Origin of the sequence: Pseudoalteromonas sp. P1-13-1a (genome assembly GCF_001401875.1) — a bacterium.
GTDB lineage: Bacteria > Pseudomonadota > Gammaproteobacteria > Enterobacterales > Alteromonadaceae > Pseudoalteromonas.
Map to the genome: position 1 here is coordinate 393,837 of NZ_LKDV01000001.1, position 23,840 is coordinate 417,676.

The following is a 23,840-nucleotide window of genomic DNA, read 5'->3' on the forward strand; positions in this document are numbered from 1 at the left end:
ATAGTTGTGTGTTTAAGTCAGTGTTGTATAACGCTATTACTTACCCTAGCATGTTTTTTAATCGTGTGTACTATTTTTAAACTATCAAAATTCGAGGTGGCTCATGCGCCATATTATGGTTTTATTTATTTTTACAATTGCGTTAACTCTTCCCCCTAGTAGCGATGCTAAAACAGTTAAAACACATTCTATTATTGACACTAACGAGGTTATTAACGCTGGTAATATTTGTTGGTACGATAACAAACGTTATAGTGAAGGTGCGCCGGTGCAAGTACATTCTTTTACCTTAGTATGTGCAGCTAGTAACCCTCAGCATAATAACAGTAAGCTCATTTGGTTAAAATTAGATAAAAAAGGCAATCTTGTTTACCCCGCAAAACTTAAAACCATTAGGGTCAATTAGCGCTAAATGCGGATTTACGCTACAATGCGCACAGTTTAAATAAGTAGTATGGCTATGGATAATCAACCAAAGAATCCTCTTCACGGGGTAACATTAGAACAAATTTTAGTAGAGCTTGAACAACGTTTAGGTTTTAAAGCCATGGGCGAGCAAGTAAACATTAAATGTTTTACCGACTCGCCAAGCATTAAATCAAGCTTAAAATTTTTACGTAAAACCCCTTGGGCACGCGATAAAGTTGAAGCTCTCTACTTACATACGCTAAGTAACAAACCGCTGCGTAAACCCAAAAGCGCTCAGCGCTCTAAGCCTACTAGCTCAAGCAATAGCAGTGGTTTTGTTTGGCCAAGCATTAAAAAGTAATACACAAAAATGCACGTTAAATACGTGCATTTTGTATTTTATAATTCCTTACTAATTACATTTAATGAGGCAGGGTCAACTGTAATAGTAAGCGTATCAGCTGTTTTTATTTCACCATCTAATACATACTTGATTTCTTCATCTGCAGTAATCGTTACTTTTTTAGCGTTGGTATGATGCGAACTAATAGCTAATTGCGTTTGTGTAATACTACTAAACATCAACTCAGCAATACTAAGCACACTGGTTGTGTTTTCTTCGCTCGGTATCAGCCAATTTATGTCCAATAAACCATCTTCGTGATTAGGCTGTCCTCCCCCTTGCGCTAACAACGTGGTAAAAGGGGCTGCGTTAGCAACAATAAAGCTATTTGTGTGCACCTCTTGGGTTTGGTTATCATCAAGAGTTACATAGAGTGTTTGCGCTTTTTGCTCACTAAATGCCTGAAAAAAGCCGTTTAAGTAAGCAAGCTGACCCGATTTATTTTTTGAATCTCTGTCGGCTTTTTCAATCATCGATTGCTCATAACCAATTCCCGCTAACAACAGCATGAGCTCGTCATTACAGTAGGCGGTGTCTATTGTATGAGTTTGCCCATCTATAATTAATTCGCAGGCCTGTTCAACAGGAATTATTTTAGAGCTAATACCCATAAGCACATGGGCTAAAGCATTGGCTGTACCCATTGGGATAATACCCAGCTTGCACTGAGTGTTTACCAACACACTAGCTACTTCTGTCACGGTTCCATCACCGCCACAGGCAATTATTATGTCTGGCTTATTTTTAATAGCTTGTTTAGCAAGTTCAATTCCATTTACTTCTTTAGAGGTAGTTAAAACGTTTAAATCATAATATTCCGACAGCCTAGCCACTATTAAGGGCTCTTTATCTTGCCACATTTTGGTGCCCGACACTGGGTTTGCTATTAATACCGCTTTGTTTTTTATAACAAGCTCCCCTTTTTTATGTCGTTTAGCCAAATGGTGAAGTTGGTGTTTATTAAGGTTTGCGGTTTCACGTGTCTCTTTAATTTGTGCAAGTATTTGATGTACATCTGCATTTTTATCTTGGCTCAACAAATATGCAGCCATCACAAATACTGAGCGCCCTCTTCCTAGTGCGCAATGAACGACCACTCGGCGGTCTTCTTTAATATGATGATGTATCCAGTTAATGGCTTGGTTTAATTGCGAATGAGTAGGCACACTATGATCAAGCACCGGGATATTTAAATAGCTAATATTTTCTTGGGTTGAGCTCCACTCCAAGCCATCAAACTCACACGTTACATCTAATATTGCTGTTATGCCGTTTTCTTTTAACGTATCAATATCAGAGGGAAACAATCGACATGCTAAAAATAAATGCTCGTTAATTTTTTGAATGGGAGGGACTTTATCGTGCTTGCGAGAATACGCATTGTAAATTTGGGCACCTAATAAAAAGGGCACAAAAGCCCAACGAATATAAAAAGGAATGATGCCATTCTCGCGCTTTCTAAAAATTTTTGCCAAATTAAAAATATAAGCGCCACTGACAAGTATTAACGACAAGGCACTCCAATAAAACACCACTGCAAAGTAAACCGAGTTAACCTCCCAGCCTATCCATATAAAAATTAACGCTAAAATTAAATAACTCGTTGCAGCCCACATATTTTCTCCTTTATTTTTACTGTTTTGGCAAATTTTTACAGCTGTTTATAAGTGTAGTTGCAATTTACAGGCCAACAAAAATTGTGTTTAGAACTTAAAAATAAATATAACTGATTGATATTAAACAGGTTAAAATCTTCAACTTTAAAGAAATTGGCCATATTAGCCGCTTTTTACACAGTTCTGGGTCATTTTTTCTCACTCGCCTTATGCGTCTGTTTTATGGTTAAAACTTGTCTCTTAGTTAAGAGCAGCTAAGATAAATAACAGTTCAACGTTTTGCATCCAATCGCCCTTCTCACACGTTTATTGAGAGTGTGTTTATATTTTAGTTACATTTATATCTAGTCGATAAGTGTTTATCACGCGAGACTTAATATGTTTCTAGGTAAAAATTTAATTAATACAGCGCAATGCGCCTCAATAATAATAAAAATAACAGGAACCCTATGGAAAACGACAATCTACTTCCTCTTTTGTGTAAAACAGCACAAGGTAATAAAGCTGCGTTTGCCGATTTGTACCGGCAAACAAGCGCTAAGTTATTTGCAATAAGTTTAAATATGCTCTCAAATCGAGCGCACGCTGAAGAGGTATTGCAAGAAGCATTTATAAAAATTTGGCATAACGCGTCAGAATACAACCCGACTAAAGGCACCGTAATAAGTTGGATGATAAGCATAGTACGGTACAGAAGCTTAGATGCGCTGCGCTATCATAAGGTCAGAAAAGAACAAGCCATAGGCGATGAGGAATATGATGAACAAGACTTAGACATTAACTACGATGATCAAACCAAACTTGTAAATTGCATTGAGCAACTCGACCCACAGCAAAAACAAGCCATTCACCTAGCGTATTACAAAGGCTTAAGCCATGGTGAGTTGGTCAATCATATAGAAACGCCTTTAGGCACAGTTAAAAGCTGGATAAGGCGTGGTTTGCAGCAATTGCAGAGGTGTTTAACATTATGAACTATAACAAACCAGAACTACTTGATGCTTTAGCAGGGCAATATGTGCTAGGTACTCTAAATGGCCTTGCACGAAAGCGTTTTCAACGCTTAATGCTCAGTTTACCGCAAGCCCGAGAAGCCACTATGATGTGGGAGCAAAATTTAAATGGCTTAGCCAGTGCAATTACACCACAAGCACCCGATGAGCATGTTTGGCAGCACATTTTAGATAAAATAGAAAGCAATGCTCAGCCTATTAAAACAGTTATAAAACCGGCGCCATCGGTATGGCGTACTTGGTCGTTTATAGCCACAGCGGCCTGTATTATTTTAGCATTTGTAGTTATTAAACCAGTAACACAACTGCAAGATAGCCAGCAGATTGCGCTTGTACAAAACCAAGATAAGCAATCACTGTGGATTATTAATGTGGACGAGCAAGCATTATCAATTAAAGCTAGTTCCAAATTGGTTGCGCAAACAGATAAAGACTACGAGCTGTGGATGATTTTACAAGGACAGGACACGCCTATTTCGCTTGGTTTATTACCTAAACAAGGTGAAAAGCTTTTAATAAAAGACGCTCGTTTTAATGCCCTGAATATTGCTCTACTTGCAGTAAGTTTAGAGCCGTTAGGTGGCTCGCCCAACGGCCTACCAACCCAAGTGTTATATACTACAGATTTAGTGGTTTTATAACTCAATAATCGCATTAGGTTGGCTTATCTATTTAGGCCAATCCACCCTACTTTTTTAACAAATTTAAAAATATTTTAACTTTTTTGCATCTAATGTGCTTTTTGCTTCGTTATTAGTTATGACTCCAATCAAAACTAAAGGAAAAAGTCATGAAAGCTTTAACTCCATCTATACTCGCAGTAGTAGTATGCAGTACCTTAGTAAGCACCTCTAGCGAGGCATCAAGTCATCGTGAAGCGCCAAATATTAGCCGCTTTCCAACCTTAGACTCTACCGACTTTTACGTATTTAATAGTTATGAAGCAGGCAGAAACGATTACGTTACGTTTATTGCCAATTATATTCCATTACAAGATGCCTATGGCGGCCCTAACTACTTCGCTATGGACCCAGATGCAACCTACAGTATTCATATTGATAATGATGGTGATGCAGTAGAAGATATTACTTTTGCCTTTAATTTTACCAGTATGCTGCCAAACGATAACCAGGGTGTTCAGTTAACTGTTGGCCCAGAAGGTAATCAACGCACTGTATCTGTACCGCTTAAAAATGTTGGTGGCGTTGCAGCTGGTGATGATAGCGCTGCAAATTTTAGTGAGTCATATACACTAAGCATGATTAACGGCCCACAACGCACAGGTACCAGTACCACACTAAGCAATACAACCACCAGCTCAACCACGTTCAACAAACCGCTAGATTATGTAGGCGATAAAACATTTGGTTCAATGGCTGATTACCAAACTTATGCCGATCAGTTTGTTTACCAAGTGTCTGTACCGGGCTGTGACAATATGGCCAAAGTGTTTGTTGGTCAGCGCAAAGACCCATTTGTTGTTAACTTAGGTAAAACTTTTGATTTAGTTAACTATGTGCCTGTAGAAGGTGATAGTGCGCCAGGTGCGGGCGATGGTGGTGGTTTTCCTGGGGGAATTACACAATCGGCTGATAATGATGACCTTATTGATAAAAATGTGACATCAATTGCCATTGAAATGCCTAAAAGCTGTATTGTGGGTGATGGCAACGGCGTAATTGGCTCTTGGACAACAGCAAGCCTACCGCAAGCACGCATTTTAAACCCGAACGCTAAGTTTGCAGATAACGCAGTAAATGGCGGTGCATTAACACAGGTTTCACGCTTAGGTAACCCTTTAGTTAACGAGCTTGTTATTGGTATTAAAGACAAAGATACCTTCTCAACAGCTCACCCTAAAGATGATGCGCAATTTTTAGATTATGTTTCGCACCCCTCTTTACCTGAGCTTTTAAATATTTTATTTAAAGATGCAGTAAATACCACACTTGGCGCTAACTTAGAAACCCTCGCCCCCACTAATTTTCCGCGTACCGATTTAATCACCGCATTTTTAACCGGTTTTGCTGGAGTAAACCAACAAGCAACGGTAACGCCTTCAGAAATGTTACGCTTAAATACCGCAATTGCAGCCACAGCACAGGCTGATCAATCTGCATTTGGTGTTGCTGGTGATGATTTAGCGGGCTTTCCAAATGGCCGTCGCCCAGGTGATGATGTAGTAGATATTGCACTTCGCGTGGTAATGGGTCGTTTGTGTCACCCTATCCCAGTAAATGGTGAAGACACCGACTTAGGGCTGTGTACACCAGAAGATGCTGATGTAGGTACAGTGCCATTTACTGATGGTGCGCCTGTTGATGCAAGCATGATGGATGCCGCTTTCCCATACTTAGCCACCCCACTTGCAGGGTCTAAATAAGGAGTAACGTATGCGTAATTTAACTCTTACTCATATCGGTGTACTACTGGGCGCACTAACGCTTAGCGCATGTAGCAACGATGATGACAATAAGCAGCCTACACCGGTGGTAAATACAGCCCCCAGTGCAAGCGATGTAATGTTAACCACACAAACAGAAGTTGAAATTAACGACACGTTAGTAGCGAGTGATGCCGATGGCGACTCACTCACCTATGAACTCACAACAGAGCCTACACTGGGCAATGTAGTAGTTAATAGTGATGGCAGCTTTACCTATACACCCAATAAAGAAGCAACAGGCAGTGACAGCTTTATGTTTGGCGTATCTGATGGGGTAAACCAGCAAGTGACAGCTATGGTTGATATTACCATTGAGGCTTTGCAAGTAGATTTTGCACAATTTGCCAGTGATGCATTTAATCAAAGCCCTAACGATGAGCCACTATCGACCAACGGACGTGTTTTTACCAATACAGATACCGATGTAAGTACTATTTCATCAGGTAACTAACAGAGTAAATAATTTAAGCTGATGGCCATGGATGGCTTTTTTAAGAGGATAAAACGATGCGCGGTTATTATAAAAAAATGCTCTTTGTTTTTTGCGCTGCACTGTATGTAAGTAATGCTGATGCAGAGCCCATAATTCCAGAAGATAACGATATTATTGCAACCAGTAATTCATCAATTAGCGCTAAATTGACACTAGAGCAACTCAACACTTTGGTCTTAAATAGCCAATACATAGGGCAAACCGAGCTGTATCAAGGCGTGCTAAAAAACCGCTTAGCGGCACTTTATAAACAACAGCCCACGGCACAAATAGGCTATTTATATGCAAGAGTGTTACAAAAAGAGCATCAATTTACTCACGCTATTGAAGTTGCAAGTACTGTAATAAAAAAACACCCACACCACGTCAATACCCACCTTTTACTGGCAAATATGTTAATGACACAAGGTAAGTTTGAACAAGCCAAGCAACACTGTGTGTCTCTTATTGGTGCAGCAAGCGTTATCAGTGCAACAACCTGTGTGCTTGATATTCAAAGTCAGCAAGGTCAATTACAGCAAAGCTATCAATCATTACTTGATATTACTCAAAATAAAAACATAAGCTTAACAACCAAACAGGTACTTAGTGAGATGGCGTTTAGGCTTAACAAGCTCAATGAAGCGCTTGAGCACATTAACAGTATTGATTTAAGCAAAGCACCTGTGAGCCTCATTGTGTTATGGGCTGATATACAGCTAAGCCAAAACAACCCTGAGCAGGTACTTAATACCTTGAGTCAATTTAGTAATTTAAAGAGTCAACTTGAAGATGCTGTTTTACTTCGGCTCGCCATAGCTGAAAAACGCAGCACACATAAAGTTAGTGATCAGTGGCAAACACGTATGCAGCAACGAGTTAACTTACGAGAACAACGACAAGATACTTTTCATGCCAATGATTTAGCTAACTATTATATTCATGTACAAGTAGATAAAGCCAAGGCACAATATTGGGCAAATATAAATTGGCAGCAAGCAAAAATGAGCACAGATCAACACCTATTACACCAAGCTAATGCCATGGCTAGGGACACCTTATGAAAACATTAAGCTCTTTTTTAACCGCTTTACTTGTTACACTAATGTGCACTTTTAGTGCCCATGCACACCAACTAAGTACCAGTTACATCACTTTAGATAACGCGCAAAATCCGCAGCAATATACCGGTACATGGCAAATAAATATTAACGATTTAGAACAAAGCGTTGCGCTTGATTTAAACCAAGACCAACAAATAAGCTGGGCCGAACTTAAGTCACAAAGCGAAGCCATTAATCGCTATGCAAAATCTAATTTTACTGTTTTACAAAACTTGCAAACTTGCCCGCTAACAATTGCTGATAACTACCAATTAGATAACCATTTTAATGAGGCTTATTTAGTTTTACCGCTGCTATTTAGTTGCGCCAATAATGCCGATATCACCCTTAACTACAGTGCTTTTTTTGAGTACGATGCTAATCACAAGGTGATTGTTAACGTAAACCAAGTATCGCGCGTATTTACCAAAGCTGAGCAACAACAGGCGTTTTCTACACAGCAAGCAAGTTACCTAAGTACATTTAACCAATATGTTTACCAAGGTGTATTACATATTTGGATTGGTGTTGACCATATTTTATTTTTAATTGCCTTACTTTTAACCTGTGTATTGTATCGCACTAACAAACAATGGCAGGCAATCGCCTCTAAAAAACAAATAATTAAGCACACAGCCTGGATTGTAACGGCATTTACCCTCGCCCATTCACTTACTTTAACAGCGACAGCACTTAATATGGTGTCGCCAAATAGCCGCTGGGTAGAGCTTGGTATTGCAATTTCAGTATTATTTGCAGCTTTAAATAACGTATGGCCAGTTATATTGCGCCTTGGCTGGCTAACGTTTGCATTTGGTTTATTACACGGTATGGGCTTTGCCAGTGTGCTTGGTGAGCTTGGGTTATCGAGTGATTATCAGCTATTGAGTATTTTAGCATTTAACTTAGGGGTTGAACTGGGACAATTGAGTATTTTGTGTATAGCGCTACCTCTATTACTTATCGTGCGAGATAAGCCTACCTACATAAAATGGGTAATGCCCGTAGGTTCGCTTGCAATAGCCGCAATGGCTTTAATGTGGTGTATAGAGCGAATTTAATGCTAAAAAGCGAGTACGATGACTCGCTTTTTTATTTTCCATTACTGGGCTTTATCGAACGGCAATAACAGGGTTTTCATTGCAGGCCTTAGTGCAATTAACACCGTTTCTTCAGTGAGTTCTGGGTAGAGCATCTTACGAAGCAGTAACCCTGCCATCATCGAAAAAATAACATTAATACGGCTCTCAAGCTCTTGTTCATCCGTGTTTTTAAGCGCACTACGCTCACTGGTGAGCAGTTGGCGCATGCGAGAGCGTGCTTGAGTATCCATATCGCGCAAAAGCGAGGCCACCTTATTATTGCGACCTGCTTCCGCCATCATGTCTAAGTCAATCACACAAGCACCGGTATCCATATGCCTTTGCACACCAATGTTTAGGCCATCTATAAGCGCTTGTAAAACATCACCCGGGTGATCTTCAAACTCCTGAAAGATAGAGAACATTTCTTCCATATCTTTAGCAATAATACTTTCAATTATTGCCTCTTTGCTTTCAAAGTAGTTATATATATGCCCAGCGCTCATACCCGCAGTTCGGGAAATTTCAGCCATACCCGCGCCGTGGTATCCCTTGCGTCTAAAACACTCTGCGGCAGCACTGAGCACCTGTTCACGCCTAGCTTGAGCTAAGGCTGGGTCTAAATGTCTTTTAGCCTTAGTGCTCATAACCCGACTCCAGTATTAAAGGCATACATAATATTCGATAAGCTAATTGCACAGCTTAATTTAATAGCACCTTTCATTTTACTGCTCTTGCACAGAAGTTTTAGCTACATTCCAACCACCACCTAAGGCTTTATACAAGTTGATTTGGCTGGCAAGGTATGCCTGCTGACCCGTTATTAACTGCTGTTGAGCCGAGTACCACGTGCGTTGGGCATCAAGTACCTGTAGGTAGCTATCAGCTCCTTTTTCGTAACGCATTTTTGATAAATCGTAAGTAAGCTCACGCGAGCTAATTAGCATATCAAGGGCGTCAAGTTGCTCTTTGTAGCCTTCTCTATCTGCTAATGCATCAGCGGTTTCACGAAACGCATTTTGAATTTTTTGCTGGTACGTCGCCACTGCAATTTTTTGTTCGGCCTTTGCTACATCAAGGTTTGCCTGATTACGCCCCATAGTAAAAATAGGTAAGTTTATCGACGGTACAAAGCTCCACGTGCCCGAGCCTGAATCGAACAAGCCACTTAAATCACTTGAGGCAGAGCCCGCATTAGCCGTTAAACTAATGCTAGGATAAAAAGCCGCACGCGCTATACCAATATTCGCATTCGCGGCTAATAAAGCATGTTCAGCGGCTTTAATATCAGGGCGCTGCGTAAGTAAATCAGAGGGTAAACCAACCGGTACTTCTGGTAAATCCAATAAATTGGTTAACGAATTAGTTGGCAATAAATCACTCGATACAGGCTGCCCTACCAGTAAATCTAATGCGCTTTTATCACGTTTCAACAAGCGTTTATACGTTGCTATATCTACTTTTGCTGTGGCCACAGTACTTTTGAGCTGCTCAAGCGTAATGGCCGATGTAGCGCCTAAATCAAAGCTTTTTTGCGTAAGCGAAAGTGACTCTTGTTGCGAGCTTAATGTTTCTTTAGCGAGTTCTAATAACTGTAAGTCGGTGGCGTAGTTTAGCCACGCATTAGCAAGCTCAGCAATAAGTGAAATTTGCGTGCTGTACTGAGTAAGCTCAGTGTTATAAAGGTTTTGCAGGGCTTGCTCTGATTGATTACGTACCTTGCCCCAAATATCCAACTCATAAGAAGTAATACCCACTGTAGCACTGTATTGTGAGCTAATTGTGGCTTCGCCACTACCTGACAACTCAGCAGGCAAACGCTGGCGTGTACCACTGGCGTTAAAATCTAACGATGGGTATAAAGCCGAGTCTTCAATTTGGTATAAGCCACGAACGCGCTGTACATTAAGCGCTGCAATTTGCATATCCTTATTATGCTCAAGGCTTAAGCCAATCAGGGTTTTTAATTTTTCATCGTTAAAAAATTGCTGCCAATGTAATTGCTGTGCTGATGCTTGCTCAGTGTCAGATGCATATGCATCTGGCACTGGTAAAGTAAGCTCTTTTTGCTCTGGCGCTAATTGGCAACCACTTAAAATAACAAGCGTAATAGCGCTTAAACTTAGACGTTTTTTGCTCATTGCGCGCGCTCCTTTTTGTCTTCGCTATTTGCCATAGGGAATAAACGACGAACTAATACAAAGAATAACGGCACAAATACCACGACTAAAATAGAAGAGGCAAGCGTACCACCAATAATTGAAATACCCAGTGCATTTTGTGCGCCTGAGCCAGCACTTGAGGCAATAGCAAGTGGAATAACACCACAAATAAAGGCCATAGATGTCATAAGTATGGGGCGTAAACGCAAGCGTACGGCAGCAACAGCCGCATCGACTAAGCTTAAGCCTTCTTGCATTTTATGAATCGCAAACTCTACAATTAATATTGCATTTTTAGAGGCAAGACCTATGGTGGTTAACAAACCAACCTGTAAGTATATATCGTTAGATAATCCAGCCGTTAGTGCAGCAACCATAGCGCCAAATATACCCAGTGGCACAATAAGCATTACAGCAAATGGTACCGACCAACTTTCATAAAGCGCTGCTAAACATAAAAATACAAACAACAGCGATAAACCATATAGCAATGGCGCTTGGCCGCTACTTGAGCGCTCTTGAAACGAAATACCGGTCCACTCAGAGGCAATACCATTAGGTAATTGCTTTACTAAGCGCTCCATTTCATCCATTGCTTGGCCTGTACTGTAACCTGGCGCAGCAGTACCTTGAATTTCCATTGCTGAAAAACCATTGTAACGCTCAAGACGCGGCGAGCCATAGGTCCAATGCGAACTTGCAAAGGCCGAAAATGGCACCATATCACCGCTATCATTACGTACATACCACTTATTTAAATCCTCTGGCACCATACGCGAATCGGCATCGCCTTGTAGGTAAACCTTTTTAACACGGCCGCGGTCAATAAAGTCATTTACATAACTACTACCCCACGCAGTTGCTAGGGTGCTGTTAATATTAGCTTGCGAAACGCCCAGTGCCTGAGCTTTAGCAAGGTCTACATCAAGTTGTAGCTCTGGCATATCTTCTTGACCATTAGGGCGTACGCCCGCAAGAATTGGGCTTTGGCTTGCTAATCCTAATAGCTGGTTACGCGCGGCCAGTAGTGCATCGTGGCCAAGTCCAACACGGTCTTGTAAGAAAATATTAAAGCCATTAGCCGTACCTAGTTCCACAATCGCTGGCGGCGGAAAAGCAAATACAAACGCTTCTTTAATGGTAGAAAAATAGCCCATTGCTTTACCTGCCACTGCTTGTACAGATAAACCTTCGCCTTGACGCTCATCCCAGTGCTTAAAGTTCACAAAAGCAATTGCTGAGTTTTGACCCGAACCGGCAAAACTAAACCCAGTTACCGTGAAAATACCATTTACAGCATCCGATTGATCGTTCAAAAAGTGCTTTTCTACTTTTTTAACAACTTCTAGCGTTTCTTCCGTCGTTGAGCCTGCTGGCAGTGATACCTGATTAAACAAAATACCTTGGTCTTCATCTGGTAAAAATGCCGTTGGTAAGCTTGAAAAGATATACACCATACCTGCGACAATAAGGCCATAACATAAAAGATAGCGCTTAGATAAACGGATCATGCGACTCACAAAGCTTTGTGCGCCTGAATTAGTTTTATCAAACCCGCGATTAAAGCCACTGAAAAAACGACCGAATAACGAGCTGTTATCATGAACATGGCTTGGTTTTAAAAGCGTTGCACACAATGCTGGTGTTAAAATAAGCGCCACCAATACCGATAACCCCATTGCTGATACCAGCGTAATAGAAAACTGACGATAAATAACACCGGTTGAGCCACTAAAAAACGCCATCGGAATAAATACCGCCGACAGCACCATGGCAATACCTACAAGCGCGCCTTTAATTTCATCCATCGATTTACGTGTTGCCTCAAGCGCAGAAAGCTTTTCTTCGCTCATTACACGTTCAACGTTTTCTACTACAACAATGGCATCATCTACCAGTAGGCCTATGGCAAGTACCATAGCAAACATGGTTAATGTATTTATTGAATAACCAAACGTGTACAAAATACCAAAAGTACCTAGCAACACCACTGGCACAGCAATCGTTGGAATAAGCGTAGCGCGGAAGTTTTGTAGAAACAGATACATAACCACAAAAACCAGTACCACTGCTTCTATTAACGTATGAACCACTTTTTCAATCGATAGCGACACAAACGGTGTAGTGTCGTATGGTACAACAACGTCTAATCCTTCAGGGAAGAACGCCTTAAGCTCTGCAATTGCAGCTTTTACACCTTCGGCTGTATCAAGGGCATTTGCACCACTGGCAAGCTTAATACCTAAGCCCGATGCAGGTTTTCCATCGTAACGTGCTACAACACGGTAGCTCTCGCCGCCGAGCTCTACACGCGCTACATCTTCAAGGCGAACAAACGAGCCATCAGCGTTTGCTTTTACTATAATTTGTTCAAACTCTGCTGCGGTTTGCAAACGGCTTTGCGCTGTCACCGTTGCATTGAGCTGCTGGCCTTCAACCGCTGGCATGCCGCCTAATTGACCAGCAGATACTTGCGCATTTTGGGCACTAATTGAAGTGCTAATATCTGCAGGTGTTAATTTATAATTTTGCAGCTTAGCTGGATCTAACCAAATACGCATAGCATATTGAGAGCCAAATAACTGAACTTCACCTACCCCTTCAACACGCGAGACAATATCTTGCACATTCGATGAGACATAATCACCAATGTCGATATTCGTCATACTGCCGTCTTTTGATACAAAACCTAAAACCATTAAAAAGTTACGTGCAGATTTTGCCACCGATACGCCCTGTCTTTGTACTTCTTCAGGGAGTAAAGGGGTCGCTGTGGCTAACTTGTTTTGCACTTGTACCTGTGCAATGTCTGGGTCTGTGTCGGCACTAAATGAAAGCGTAAGCGTAGCTGAACCGCTCGACTCAGACGTAGATGACATATACAACAAGCCATCAAGTCCTTTCATTTTTTGCTCTATAACCTGAGTAACCGTATCTTCTAAAGTACGAGCTGATGCCCCAGGGTAAGTAGCGGTAATGCTAATTGCTGGCGGTGCAATTGACGGGTATTGTGCTATGGGTAAGCTTTGAATAGCCAACACACCTGCAAGCATAACCACGATGGCAAGTACCCACGCAAAGATGGGCCTGTCGATAAAAAATCGTGACATTAAAACTCTCCGTTATTACGCTTTGTCGGCTGTTGCAGACGGTGAAACTTCTGAAGGGCTAACAGGTGCACCTGGGCGAATTTTTTGTAAGCCTTCAACAATTACTTTATCGCCATCAGCTAAGCCGTCGGTTACTAACCAGTTAGAGCCAATCGTTCTATCTACTTTTAACACACGGCTTTCAACGGTGTTTTCTTTGCTTACCACCATAGCTGTTGGCTCGCCTTTTGTATTACGGCTAACTCCACGTTGCGGCACTAAAATAGCATTTTGTTTAACGCCTTCAACCACTGAGGCACGCACGTACATACCAGGTAACAATAATTTGTCAGGGTTTGGGAATTTAGCTCTTAAAGTAACCGAACCCGTGCTTGGGTCTACAGTCACTTCTGAAAACTGTAATGTGCCTTTGAGCGGGTAAGCTGAACCATCTTCCATTTGCAGTTCAACATCAGTTTGTGATTGTGAATCAACACTTAAAGTGCCTGATGCAATGGCTTTTTTTAGTTGGGTTAGCTCGTTACTTGATTGCGTTAAATCGACATAAATAGGGTCAAGCTGAGTCACTGTTGCAAGTGCTGTCGATTGGTTTGCACTTACAAGTGCACCAACGGTAACACTCGATTTACTAATTTGACCGCTGATTGGTGAAGATACGTGGCTGTAATCGAGATTAATTTGTGCAGACTTAAGCTGGGCCTTTGCTGTTAATAGTTCGGCTTTTGCTTGTTTTTGCGCGGCATCGGCCTCGTCATAGTCTTGTTGACTTACGGCTTTAATTTTTAAAAGCTCGCTATAACGTGACGCTTTAGATTTAGTGCTCGCAATACTTGCCTCAGCGCGAGCTACAGCCGCCTCGCTTGCTGCAAGATCTGCTTCAAAGGTCGCGGGGTCAATTTGGTATAGCGCTTGACCTTTTTCTACTTGAGCCCCCTCTTTAAATAACCGAGACTGCACAATGCCGCTTACTTGCGGGCGAATCTGTGCAATTTGAAAAGCACTAACGCGACCAGGAAGTTCCTTTTTTAGTGTAAGCGCTTGGCTTTTTAAAGTAATAACACCAACAGGTACTGCTTGTGGCGCTGAAGCTTGTTGCGACTCAGCTGCTTGATCGCAACCTGTTAAAGCAACAGACCCAATAAGAGCTGTTAATACAAATAAAGCGGTGCGAGAACGCTGCATGATAAATACCTTTTAATCTATTTATGTCTAGAGTGAACGATCATTCTAAAGTAAATCTAAAGGATAATAAATTAAAACAGCTTCAAATTTACACTAACTTACAGTTGCATAATTAAACTACGCCATAGGTTGTAGTTGGTGTTAATTAGATGAAAATTAAATAAAACAGTATGAAAAATAAACTTAAAAGCGATTCGCTAATTACCTACGCGCAACAAAAAAGCCAAGCTAAGCTTGGCTTTAAACGTAAATTTAGGTCTAGTTCTTAATTTGGGACACCAGTAATTGCTCTACTCTAATCCCCTCAACATCAACTACTTCAAACTTAAACCCGTTAAAGCTTACATGTTCAGCCCGTTTAGGAATACGCTTCATTGTGTATATTAAAAACCCCGCCACCGTTTCATAATGCATTTGCTCAGGAAACTCTTCAATATCTAATACTTTTGCTAAATCAGTAATGGGGGTTAAGCCATCTACCAACCATGAGCAATCATCACGCTTTACAATAAGTTCATCGCCTTGGTGGGTAATTAAATCGCCCATAAAGCCTTTCATTAAATCTTTTACAGTTACAATGCCAACCAATAACGCATACTCATTTACCACTACCGCAAACGGTTTAGCGGCACTTTTGAATGCATTTAACGCCTCAGATAGGCTCAAAGTTTCGGGCAGGTAAAAAATATCCGTCTCTACTAGCTCTTGTTTAATGGTTGCAAGCTCACCTTTAAGCACTTGGCGTAATATATCTTTTGACTCAACAGAGCCGCGTAATTTATCTAAATTCCCTGATACCACTAAAAAATGATTGTGGGGGCTTTCAATAATTTTAGTGGCTATATCGTGGCTGCTTTCATCTAAATCAAAATACACTATTTGGTCTCGCGGAGTCATCACACTCGATAAAAAGCGCGCCTCTAGTTCAAACACATTGCCAATTAGCTCGTACTCTTGCTGTTGTAAGCTACCGTATTCTGCACCTGCCTCCATCATCGCCACAATGTCTTCTGTAGTCACACTATCTTCTCGCTCTGCAGGTACTTTAAATAGGCGCAGCACACAATTAGTTAAACCATTAAAAAACATAACTAACGGTGTAAGTGCAAACGTAACCCAACGCATAATGATTACCACACGCACTGCAACTGCTTCGGGCATGATCATAGCTAAGCGCTTCGGCATTAAATCAGCAAATAAGATAAACAAAGAAGTAATAGTAAAAAACGAAAATATAAAACTGATTTTATCAAGGTGGGCGCCTTGATAAAAAAGCATCAATACATTTTTTACATAGGGCGATAAAGCTTGCTCACCAACAATCCCACCTAAAATAGCAATGGCGTTTAGGGAAATTTGAATCATTGCAAAAAACGCCCCCGAATTTTCTTGCAACTTTAATACTGCACGCGCGTTATCACTGCCTTCATCGGCCATCACACGTAGCTTAATTTTACGCGACGCTGCAATGGCGATTTCCGACATAGCAAATAACGCACTCATCAAGATCAATAAGCTAATCCCGATCAAATCACCCATTTAACGCTCCAAAAAGTTAGCGCTTTTTTCAATAAAAAGCAGCTGATTATAGACGCTTTTTTAAACGCGGCAATTAATATTTGCGACTTTACAACAAAAACCAGTAAGCCTTTGATTAGCAATTATTTATTTTTATATTTAGCTTCATCAAAAGCGAGCGAGAGTCTATCTTGTAGGCTTTGTGGCATGTTTTTATTACAGGCAAAGTACAAAGGGGAGTTTTGTGTATTGAGGGTTAATATAGGTTCTAATAACTTTAGCTTTGGCTCAAATTGTGCTCGGTAGTTAAATTGTTTTTTACTTAAAATAACAAAGTCGAGAATATCGTGCCGTGTGCTTATTAATTTATCTATTTTGTCTAAGCTATCAATTATAAGTAAGTTTTTAGACTCACTGAAGCCACGCTCTAACAAATAATGGTGGCTAAAATTGTCCCTAAGCACCGCTGTTTTATATTGTTTAGCATCGTTAAGCGTTTTTAAACGAATATTGCGCGATTTGAGCGCATAAATAGCAGAGTCAAAACTTTCAAGTTCAGCCACCCAGCTAAATTTATCTTCGCGTTTAGGCAGCCTTACAATAGAAAATATACAGGTATTTGTGTCTCTTAACACTGCGTTATAAGACACAGCCCAACTTTGCGCTAGCATAGTGTATTTTATATCTGTGTTGGCAAGTGCGTTTCTTACTTTGTCTACAGAACGCCCTGCTAGCCGATTGTTCTCATCAATATACTGAAAATCGGGGAATACCTCGGTCACTATTGTAATTTCAGCTGCATTGAGCCTTATGCATACAAAGCACAACAAAAGTACATACAACTTCATTCAGCTTCGCCTCAAAACTAAACAGATATTAACAAACTATAGCTGAGAGTAGCTGAACCGCTAGTTTTTAATCTAGCCCTATACGCTGATAGGACTAGATTTTTTATAACTATTTATTCATTGCGCCGATTAAAAACGCTGAGATTTTTGCGCCTTCACGTAATGTAGTTTCCGAGCTTGCTTGCCCTACCAACGAGCTGTCGGTGAACGGCGCAATTTCCATCATATCAGCGCCCGTAATAGGAAACTCATCAGCAATGGCTTGTAAAATATCCAAAGCGTGTTGCGGCGTTAAGCCATTGTCTTCTGGTGTGCCCGTTGCTGAGGCAAACTCCGCATCAAGTGCATCTATATCAAAGCTTACATACACTTCATCTACGTTATCAGCTTTTAACTGTGCAATGGTTTCAGCAGCAACCGCTTTAGCACCACGTTCTATTATTTCAGCAGCCCAATGCTGTTTAACGCCAAAGGTGCTTTCCCAATGCGCTTTTGGTTTACCGCTTGAGCGTATACCAAATTGAATTAAATGATGCGGCGCTGGTAAAAATTCTAAAATATGTGTACACCACGAACCAAAGCATAAATCTATACCTAAACGCTCTACTAATAAGTCAGTATGTGCGTCAAAATGAATTATAGCAGTACGCTTACCTTGCTCACGCTTTGCTTTTAAATACGCTTTAGTTAGTGGGTAGCTAATTGAATGATCGCCACCAATGCCAAAAATACCCTTGTCTTTAAACGTTGCATAAAAGCTATCGCACACGTCTTCAGTAATTGAAAGCGGGCTTACGTAATAGTCATCATTTTCATCACCGTAAAGGGCTTTTTGACAATTTGAAATGGTTGCATCGTTTAAGTATTTATCGTGCAATAAGTGAGGAATTACCCTCACATCGCCTAAATCGAATGAGTGACACTGCGGTTGTTGATCTATCAGCGCAGAGCGCAAAAATAATGGCCCCCAGTTTGCTCCACGTAGAATGCCACCGCCACAATCTGAGCTAATACCTAACATAACCGCTTTATGAGGAGACTCAGGCAGCTGTGTTAAAGAGTTTCGCCACAAAACATCAACATTCTCGCTTTGCCCATATAATTTATTACGTAATGCCGCTTTACGCTCTTTGGCGGTATTCACGGTAAATACACCGTCGCCTGGGGCACATAAACAGTGCTCTACTTTACGTTTAAACGCGTCAAATTGTGTGCTCATAATAAATCCTATACTTGTGTTTTTATTCATGCGGTTTTGATTAGTTATGCAAATATTAAAATTATCGGCTTAATTACCTAAAACACTCTGCGCGCTCACTTATTGAACTAGCAATTAATACACGCTTGAAAAATCGATGTTTAAATAAAGCCAAAATCAATACATAACCATTTGTTATAAAACAATTAAAAACGTTTTAAACCACATACTGATAAATTGAAATTATCACCATAACCAATACATATAGACTCTAAATTAACAAGTCAACTCCTCTTATTTTAACACCCTTTAAGTCTATGGTTTAATATTCAATGTGGATGAATAAAGCCAGCATATACGTGTATTTTTCAACATCGGACATACGTCCTGTACATAGTTTACATTTGTCGCAATGATGCTAGATTGACAACAAATTTTATAAAAAGGCTTAGTTATGGAAAAGGTATTTCACTTAGGATTATGTATTGACGATTTAAAAGGGGCGCAACTTGCTATTGTCCCTGGTGACCCAGATCGTGCTGCACGCATTTCTCAATTCCTAGACAACCCAACCTGCCTTGCTCAAACACGTGAGTTTCATGTTTATTTAGGTCAGTTGAATGGTCACTCTGTAGTGATTTGTTCAACCGGTATTGGCGGCCCGTCTACATCTATTGCAGTAGAAGAACTAGCGCAACTTGGTGTACGTACTTTTTTACGTATTGGTACTACAGGTGCGATTCAGCCACATATTAACGAAGGTGATATTTTAGTAAGCCAAGCATCAGTGCGTTTAGATGGTGCAAGCCAGCACTTTGCGCCGCTTAGCTACCCTGCGGTATCAGACTTTTTTGCTACGCAAGCTATGGTGCAAGCATGTAAAAACCTAAACATTGATTTTCATATTGGTATTACAGCATCAAGCGATACGTTCTACCCAGGTCAAGAGCGTTACGATACGCACTCTGGCTATGTACCAAAGTCATTACAAGGTAGCTGTGAAGAATGGCAAAACCTAGGCGTAATGAACTACGAAATGGAGTCGGCTACATTATTTACCATGTGTGCAGCCCTTGGCCTTAAAGCTGCGTGTGTTGCCGGTGTGTTGGTAAACCGTACTCGTCAAGAAATTCCAAATGTTGACCACGGTGAAATTGAGAAAAAATCTGTAGCAGTGGTATTAGAAGCTGCAAAAGTACTATTAGGCTAATCCTTTTTAGCACTTTAATTAAACGTATAAAGCACAGCAATGGCTGTGCTTTATTGTTTTTAGCTTAACCTAAACTCTGGTTACCCAGCGGTGCGCTAATCAATTTTATTTCAGGTAGGTTGTCAAAGCTTGCAAGTACAGCACGCGCTACTCCCCCTTGGTTTTCACGGCCTTGTGTTTCTAACAGGGTGATTGATTTAACCGTATTACCATTAAAACTAAGTCCCGCCAAAAACAGCTGGCTAAGCGCACTTTGTAGTGGCGAAAGGCTTGGGCTGTATGCTGCATTTTCTGCGTAACTGCCATAAAAGTCACCATTCTCAAATGTACTAATCTTTACCGCACTAAAATTTTGGCTATAGGGTACATATGCACTAAGTGCAATTGATGCTAATTTTTCATCAAGCTCAGTATTGGCAAACGTTTGCTGGTGAGGCTTAGGATTAAACAAACTGAATTCGTTACCTAAATCGGTAGGCCCAAATGAATGCGGTAATAAATCGGCTAGTTTAAAGTGTTGCTTTGGCAATAAAATATCAAACTCTTTAGCATCGGCCAGTTCATTCATAAACTGTCTACAGTAACCGCATGGCGCATCACTTATAGCGATTTTAACTATTTTTTTAGCGCCATTTAACCACGCATTATTAATCGCCGACTGCTCTGCATGAACTACTAAGCTAAGTGCTTGATGATCAAACTCTACATTAGCACCAAAATAAAAATTTACATCGCCTTGCTCATCAAGCGCTTTAACAATAGCACCCACATGAAAGTGTGAAACGGGAGCCACTGAAAATTCTGAGGCAAGCGGTACCAAACCTTGTAATAACGCATCATCGGATACATTAAATTGCGTACATAGCTGTTTTATATTATTAGAATTTAATATGCCGCGTTGGGTTTTTAGCTGACCACGTAAAGCGTGAGTTTGCGCTACGCTTAAAGAGATATGTGAATTTGTAAGGGCTGTGTCTTGTTGCACAGTAAAAGTTGCTGAAGCCATAACATATTATAATTATTTAATGGCCAAGTAGTTTAAAAGGTTAAGGTTAGAATTACTAGGACTATTGACCTTTGTGGTTAACATTTGTTCAGACTAGATGTGTTTTATGCGCGTCTTAAACTTTGATGCCTAGCGTGTTCGATAACTGCTCCTGTGCTATTTTAATGACTTACATTCAGTAAAGCTAAACAATGCATCTACACCTTATCAAGCCTCATATAGGCCGTAAAAGTTAATCCTTAGGTTATTAAATAAAAAAGGGAACACAGCGTGTTCCCTTTTAAAATACCGATTACATTAAATTAGTGATTTACTATCACGATAATAAAATCACGTATTAACCAGTATTACGCATACCTGCCGCAATACCTGTCATGGTGATCATTAAGGCGTTATCAATGTCACCTTCGCTGCCTTTTTCACTTGAACGCGCACGTCGTAGTAACTCAACTTGCAGTACATTAAGCGGATCCGTGTACGGATTACGAAGCGCAATCGATTCTTTTATCCAAGGTTGGTCCGCTAGTAAGCTATTTTGAGGACTAAGAGACTGTACAAGGCTAATTGCCTCTTCAAGCTCTTTACGCAGTGACACTCCCAGTGGTTTGTACATATCTTCCACCAGCGCGTTATCGTAATGCTCACTTAACCAGCTATCAGCTTTACTAAATACCATTTCTAGCATTTCTAGGCGCGCTCTGAAAAACGGCCATTGCAAGCTCATTTCATGAAGTGTTTCTAGGCCATACTTATCAAGCGCTGCTTTTAAGCCTGTTAATGCACCTAGCCATGCAGGTAACATTAAACGGTTTTGACTCCATGCAAAAATCCAAGGAATAGCACGTAAGCTTTCAACGCCGCCATTTGGATTACGTTTAGCAGGACGTGAGCCTAATGGTAATTTAGACAGCTCAAGCTCTGGAGTGGCCATTCTAAAGTAAGGTACAAAGTTTTCATCGTGACGAACTACATTACGGTAGTGCTCACATGACTCCTCACTTATTAACTTCATTACTTCACGCCACTGCGGTTTTGGCTCCGGCGGTGGTAATAAATTGCTTTGCAATACTGCACCAGCGTATATATTTAAGCTTTGTAGTGCTACATCGGGTAAACCAAACTTAAAGCGGATCATCTCGCCTTGCTCAGTTACACGTAGCCCACCTTTTAAAGAACCCGGTGGTTGTGAGTGCAGTGCTTGTGCAGCGGGCGCTCCACCGCGACCTACTGTACCGCCACGGCCGTGGAATAAAACAAGCTCAATACCACGATCATCGGCAAGCTGTACAAGTTTGTCCATTGCTTCGTACTGCGCCCAACCTGCAGCCATCATGCCGGCATCTTTAGCAGAATCTGAATAACCAATCATTACATTTTGGGTATTTTTAATATGCCCGCGGTACCACACGTTATCAAGCAAGGTAGTAATTACATCGCTACCCGCATTTAAATCGTCAAGTGTTTCAAACAATGGTGCAACGGGTAAATCGAACTGACAGCCGCTTTCTTTAAGAAGTAGTTGTACAGCTAAAATATCAGAAGCGGTTCGCGCCATTGAAATAATGTATAAGCCAAATGTTTTTTCATCTTGCTTTGCAATTACATCAAAGGTGTCGAGCACTTCTTGTACGTCTGGGCTTGGTTGCCAATTTTTAGGGATTAGCGGACGACGGGAATTGAGCTCAGTAAGCAAAAATGCTTGCTTGTCTTGCTCTTGCCATTGGTTGTAATCACCTAAGCCTAAGTGGCGTGTTAGCTCTGAAAATACGTCGCTGTGACGGTCTGAATCTTGGCGTACATCAAGTTTTGCCAAACGCAGGCCAAAGCTGTTAATACGGTGCAGTAAATCAAGTAATAAGCCATCGGCGACTACTTTCATATTGCATTTTAATAGCGAGCGGTAACATACTTCTATTGGGTGTTTAATTTGATTAATATCAGTAATTAAGTCTTGTGAATCACTGCGCTTGTTTTTAATTTTAGCGCCCAAGTGAGAGACTGTTTCAGCAACTTGGTTTTTCAGCTTTTTAATTACAGCACGGTACGGTTCAAACTCTTGCCCCGCAAGTTCAATAAGCTCATCGCTTGCATCAGACATAGACAGTTCAGCGCACAATGTTTTTAAGTCTTGAATGTATAAATTAAGTGCCATCCAACGGCCATGGTCAAGCACTTGTGTGGTCACTTGCGCGGTCACAAACGGGTTACCGTCGCGGTCGCCACCCATCCAAGAAGTAAACTCAATAGGGCTATAATCAATAGGCAGCTCTAAGCTTAAATGCTCTTTTACTTGATCTGAAAATTCACGCAAAAAACGCGGCACAGCATGCCACAAGCTATTTTCAATAACTGCATAGCCCCATTTAGCTTCATCAATTGGCGTAGGACGTGAACGACGAATATCGTCTGTGTGCCACGCTTGGCTAATAAGCTGCGCAATACGATTTAAAATAGCGGTGCGTTCTTGCTCTAAATTATCTTTTCGCTCAAGCGACGCTAAACATTCACTGAGTTCAACTTGTTTGTTGATCATTGTTCGGCGCGTCACCTCAGTTGGGTGAGCAGTTAATACTAAATTTATGTGGAGTTTTGAGAGTGTTTCGGCCAGATGATTACTGTCTAATTGGCCTTCTTTTGCTTTTGCAGTTAACGTTTTTAATGTTTGAGTGAGAGGGTTTAGTTGGCAAAAGCCAACATCATTAAAACGCGACACAGTATGAAACTGCTCTGCTACATTAGCTAAATTTAAAAAATGATTAAATGAACGGGCAACCGGTAAAAGCTCTTCATCACTAAGCGCATGCAGTACCTCAATTAGCGCTTGTCTGTCGTCTTCATTACCACTGCGAGATGACTTTGATAAAGCGCGAATTTCTTCTACTTTATCTAAAATCGCTTGGCCTTGGGCGTCCTTAATTGTTTGTCCTAATAACTGCCCTAGTAAATTAACATTTCCTCGCAAGGCGGCATATTGTTCACTCATTTCTCAGTCTCCTTTGTTTCATGGAATGCTATTAATATCATTATGAGCGCATATTTAATAGATCCATTTGCAATGGTATG

The 23,840-nt window shown here is 40.9% G+C and carries 19 protein-coding genes; 9 read left to right on the forward strand and 10 right to left on the reverse strand.

All coding sequences use genetic code 11. The features are described 5' to 3' along the window. Positions 1–103 precede the first annotated feature (103 nt). The gene (locus AN391_RS01810; RefSeq protein WP_055013802.1) at positions 104–406 is read left to right on the forward strand and encodes a DUF1496 domain-containing protein; all 303 of its coding nucleotides are present in this window, start codon (positions 104–106) and stop codon (positions 404–406) included. 54 nt (positions 407–460) lie between these two features. Then, entirely contained in the window at positions 461–769 is a 309-nt protein-coding gene (locus AN391_RS01815) for a VF530 family DNA-binding protein (RefSeq protein WP_055013803.1), read from the forward strand. Between the two features lie 38 nt (positions 770–807). On the opposite strand, the gene AN391_RS01820 is transcribed toward AN391_RS01815, so the two are convergent. After that, on the reverse strand, positions 808–2,427 hold the full coding sequence (locus tag AN391_RS01820; RefSeq protein WP_055013804.1) for a diacylglycerol kinase family protein: 1,620 nt from the start codon (positions 2,425–2,427) through the stop codon (positions 808–810). A gap of 449 nt (positions 2,428–2,876) precedes the next feature. Here AN391_RS01820 and AN391_RS01825 point away from each other — a divergent pair, with 449 nt between their 5' ends. The 6 genes from AN391_RS01825 (at position 2,877) to AN391_RS01850 (ending at position 8,522) form a co-directional block, all read left to right on the forward strand. Further along, positions 2,877–3,401 (forward strand): sigma-70 family RNA polymerase sigma factor, encoded by a 525-nt coding sequence (locus tag AN391_RS01825; protein WP_055013805.1) that lies wholly within the window; start codon positions 2,877–2,879, stop codon positions 3,399–3,401. Further along, positions 3,398–4,081 (forward strand): anti-sigma factor domain-containing protein, encoded by a 684-nt coding sequence (locus AN391_RS01830; RefSeq protein ID WP_055013806.1) that lies wholly within the window; start codon positions 3,398–3,400, stop codon positions 4,079–4,081. Before AN391_RS01825 ends, AN391_RS01830 begins: the two co-directional genes overlap by 4 nt. A gap of 149 nt (positions 4,082–4,230) precedes the next feature. Beyond that, the gene (locus tag AN391_RS01835; RefSeq protein ID WP_055013807.1) at positions 4,231–5,823 is read left to right on the forward strand and encodes a DUF4331 domain-containing protein; all 1,593 of its coding nucleotides are present in this window, start codon (positions 4,231–4,233) and stop codon (positions 5,821–5,823) included. 10 nt (positions 5,824–5,833) lie between these two features. Continuing rightward, on the forward strand, positions 5,834–6,337 hold the full coding sequence (locus AN391_RS01840) for an Ig-like domain-containing protein (protein ID WP_055013808.1): 504 nt from the start codon (positions 5,834–5,836) through the stop codon (positions 6,335–6,337). A gap of 56 nt (positions 6,338–6,393) precedes the next feature. Further along, a complete protein-coding gene (locus tag AN391_RS01845) occupies positions 6,394–7,422 on the forward strand; it encodes a lipopolysaccharide assembly protein LapB (RefSeq protein WP_055013809.1) in 1,029 nt (342 codons plus the stop codon). Continuing rightward, the gene (locus tag AN391_RS01850; RefSeq protein ID WP_055013810.1) at positions 7,419–8,522 is read left to right on the forward strand and encodes a HupE/UreJ family protein; all 1,104 of its coding nucleotides are present in this window, start codon (positions 7,419–7,421) and stop codon (positions 8,520–8,522) included. Before AN391_RS01845 ends, AN391_RS01850 begins: the two co-directional genes overlap by 4 nt. 41 nt (positions 8,523–8,563) lie before the next feature. On the opposite strand, the gene AN391_RS01855 is transcribed toward AN391_RS01850, so the two are convergent. The 7 genes from AN391_RS01855 to AN391_RS01885 form a co-directional block, all read right to left on the reverse strand. Beyond that, positions 8,564–9,190 carry a TetR/AcrR family transcriptional regulator gene (locus tag AN391_RS01855; RefSeq protein WP_055013811.1) on the reverse strand — a complete coding sequence of 209 codons (627 nt, stop codon included), beginning with the start codon at positions 9,188–9,190 and terminating at the stop codon, positions 8,564–8,566. 78 nt (positions 9,191–9,268) lie between these two features. After that, complete coding sequence (locus AN391_RS01860; RefSeq protein ID WP_055013812.1) at positions 9,269–10,684, reverse strand: efflux transporter outer membrane subunit; 1,416 nt, start codon at positions 10,682–10,684, stop codon at positions 9,269–9,271. Next, a complete protein-coding gene (locus AN391_RS01865; RefSeq protein WP_055013813.1) occupies positions 10,681–13,815 on the reverse strand; it encodes an efflux RND transporter permease subunit in 3,135 nt (1,044 codons plus the stop codon). The genes AN391_RS01860 and AN391_RS01865 overlap by 4 nt, the downstream gene beginning before the upstream one ends. Positions 13,816–13,830: 15 nt before the next feature. Further along, entirely contained in the window at positions 13,831–14,997 is a 1,167-nt protein-coding gene (locus AN391_RS01870) for an efflux RND transporter periplasmic adaptor subunit (RefSeq protein ID WP_055013814.1), read from the reverse strand. A gap of 258 nt (positions 14,998–15,255) precedes the next feature. Further along, positions 15,256–16,536 (reverse strand): hemolysin family protein, encoded by a 1,281-nt coding sequence (locus AN391_RS01875; protein WP_055013815.1) that lies wholly within the window; start codon positions 16,534–16,536, stop codon positions 15,256–15,258. 122 nt (positions 16,537–16,658) lie between these two features. Then, positions 16,659–17,363, reverse strand: a complete 705-nt coding sequence (locus tag AN391_RS01880; RefSeq protein WP_055013816.1) for an ABC transporter substrate-binding protein — start codon at positions 17,361–17,363, stop codon at positions 16,659–16,661. Between the two features lie 109 nt (positions 17,364–17,472). Further along, positions 17,473–18,582 (reverse strand): arginase family protein, encoded by a 1,110-nt coding sequence (locus tag AN391_RS01885; protein WP_055013817.1) that lies wholly within the window; start codon positions 18,580–18,582, stop codon positions 17,473–17,475. 433 nt (positions 18,583–19,015) lie between these two features. On the opposite strand from AN391_RS01885, the gene udp reads away from it, so the two are divergent. Next, complete coding sequence (gene udp, locus AN391_RS01890) at positions 19,016–19,771, forward strand: uridine phosphorylase (protein ID WP_055013818.1); 756 nt, start codon at positions 19,016–19,018, stop codon at positions 19,769–19,771. A 64-nt stretch (positions 19,772–19,835) separates the two neighbouring features. Here udp and cdd read toward each other — a convergent pair whose 3' ends face one another. Further along, positions 19,836–20,777, reverse strand: a complete 942-nt coding sequence (cdd, locus tag AN391_RS01895; RefSeq protein ID WP_055013819.1) for a cytidine deaminase — start codon at positions 20,775–20,777, stop codon at positions 19,836–19,838. 337 nt (positions 20,778–21,114) lie between these two features. After that, the gene (gene ppc / locus AN391_RS01900; protein ID WP_055013820.1) at positions 21,115–23,760 is read right to left on the reverse strand and encodes a phosphoenolpyruvate carboxylase; all 2,646 of its coding nucleotides are present in this window, start codon (positions 23,758–23,760) and stop codon (positions 21,115–21,117) included. Positions 23,761–23,840: the final 80 nt, after the last annotated feature.

What these genes read in the sequence shown, in the direction of transcription:
- AN391_RS01810 (WP_055013802.1), top strand. Translation starts at nt 104, where the DNA reads ATGCGCCATATTATGGTTTTATTTATTTTTACAATTGCGTTAACTCTT.
- AN391_RS01815 (WP_055013803.1), top strand. Translation starts at nt 461, where the DNA reads ATGGATAATCAACCAAAGAATCCTCTTCACGGGGTAACATTAGAACAA.
- AN391_RS01820 (WP_055013804.1), bottom strand. Translation starts at nt 2,427, where the DNA reads ATGTGGGCTGCAACGAGTTATTTAATTTTAGCGTTAATTTTTATATGG.
- AN391_RS01825 (WP_055013805.1), top strand. Translation starts at nt 2,877, where the DNA reads ATGGAAAACGACAATCTACTTCCTCTTTTGTGTAAAACAGCACAAGGT.
- AN391_RS01830 (WP_055013806.1), top strand. Translation starts at nt 3,398, where the DNA reads ATGAACTATAACAAACCAGAACTACTTGATGCTTTAGCAGGGCAATAT.
- AN391_RS01835 (WP_055013807.1), top strand. Translation starts at nt 4,231, where the DNA reads ATGAAAGCTTTAACTCCATCTATACTCGCAGTAGTAGTATGCAGTACC.
- AN391_RS01840 (WP_055013808.1), top strand. Translation starts at nt 5,834, where the DNA reads ATGCGTAATTTAACTCTTACTCATATCGGTGTACTACTGGGCGCACTA.
- AN391_RS01845 (WP_055013809.1), top strand. Translation starts at nt 6,394, where the DNA reads ATGCGCGGTTATTATAAAAAAATGCTCTTTGTTTTTTGCGCTGCACTG.
- AN391_RS01850 (WP_055013810.1), top strand. Translation starts at nt 7,419, where the DNA reads ATGAAAACATTAAGCTCTTTTTTAACCGCTTTACTTGTTACACTAATG.
- AN391_RS01855 (WP_055013811.1), bottom strand. Translation starts at nt 9,190, where the DNA reads ATGAGCACTAAGGCTAAAAGACATTTAGACCCAGCCTTAGCTCAAGCT.
- AN391_RS01860 (WP_055013812.1), bottom strand. Translation starts at nt 10,684, where the DNA reads ATGAGCAAAAAACGTCTAAGTTTAAGCGCTATTACGCTTGTTATTTTA.
- AN391_RS01865 (WP_055013813.1), bottom strand. Translation starts at nt 13,815, where the DNA reads ATGTCACGATTTTTTATCGACAGGCCCATCTTTGCGTGGGTACTTGCC.
- AN391_RS01870 (WP_055013814.1), bottom strand. Translation starts at nt 14,997, where the DNA reads ATGCAGCGTTCTCGCACCGCTTTATTTGTATTAACAGCTCTTATTGGG.
- AN391_RS01875 (WP_055013815.1), bottom strand. Translation starts at nt 16,536, where the DNA reads ATGGGTGATTTGATCGGGATTAGCTTATTGATCTTGATGAGTGCGTTA.
- AN391_RS01880 (WP_055013816.1), bottom strand. Translation starts at nt 17,363, where the DNA reads ATGAAGTTGTATGTACTTTTGTTGTGCTTTGTATGCATAAGGCTCAAT.
- AN391_RS01885 (WP_055013817.1), bottom strand. Translation starts at nt 18,582, where the DNA reads ATGAGCACACAATTTGACGCGTTTAAACGTAAAGTAGAGCACTGTTTA.
- udp (WP_055013818.1), top strand. Translation starts at nt 19,016, where the DNA reads ATGGAAAAGGTATTTCACTTAGGATTATGTATTGACGATTTAAAAGGG.
- cdd (WP_055013819.1), bottom strand. Translation starts at nt 20,777, where the DNA reads ATGGCTTCAGCAACTTTTACTGTGCAACAAGACACAGCCCTTACAAAT.
- ppc (WP_055013820.1), bottom strand. Translation starts at nt 23,760, where the DNA reads ATGAGTGAACAATATGCCGCCTTGCGAGGAAATGTTAATTTACTAGGG.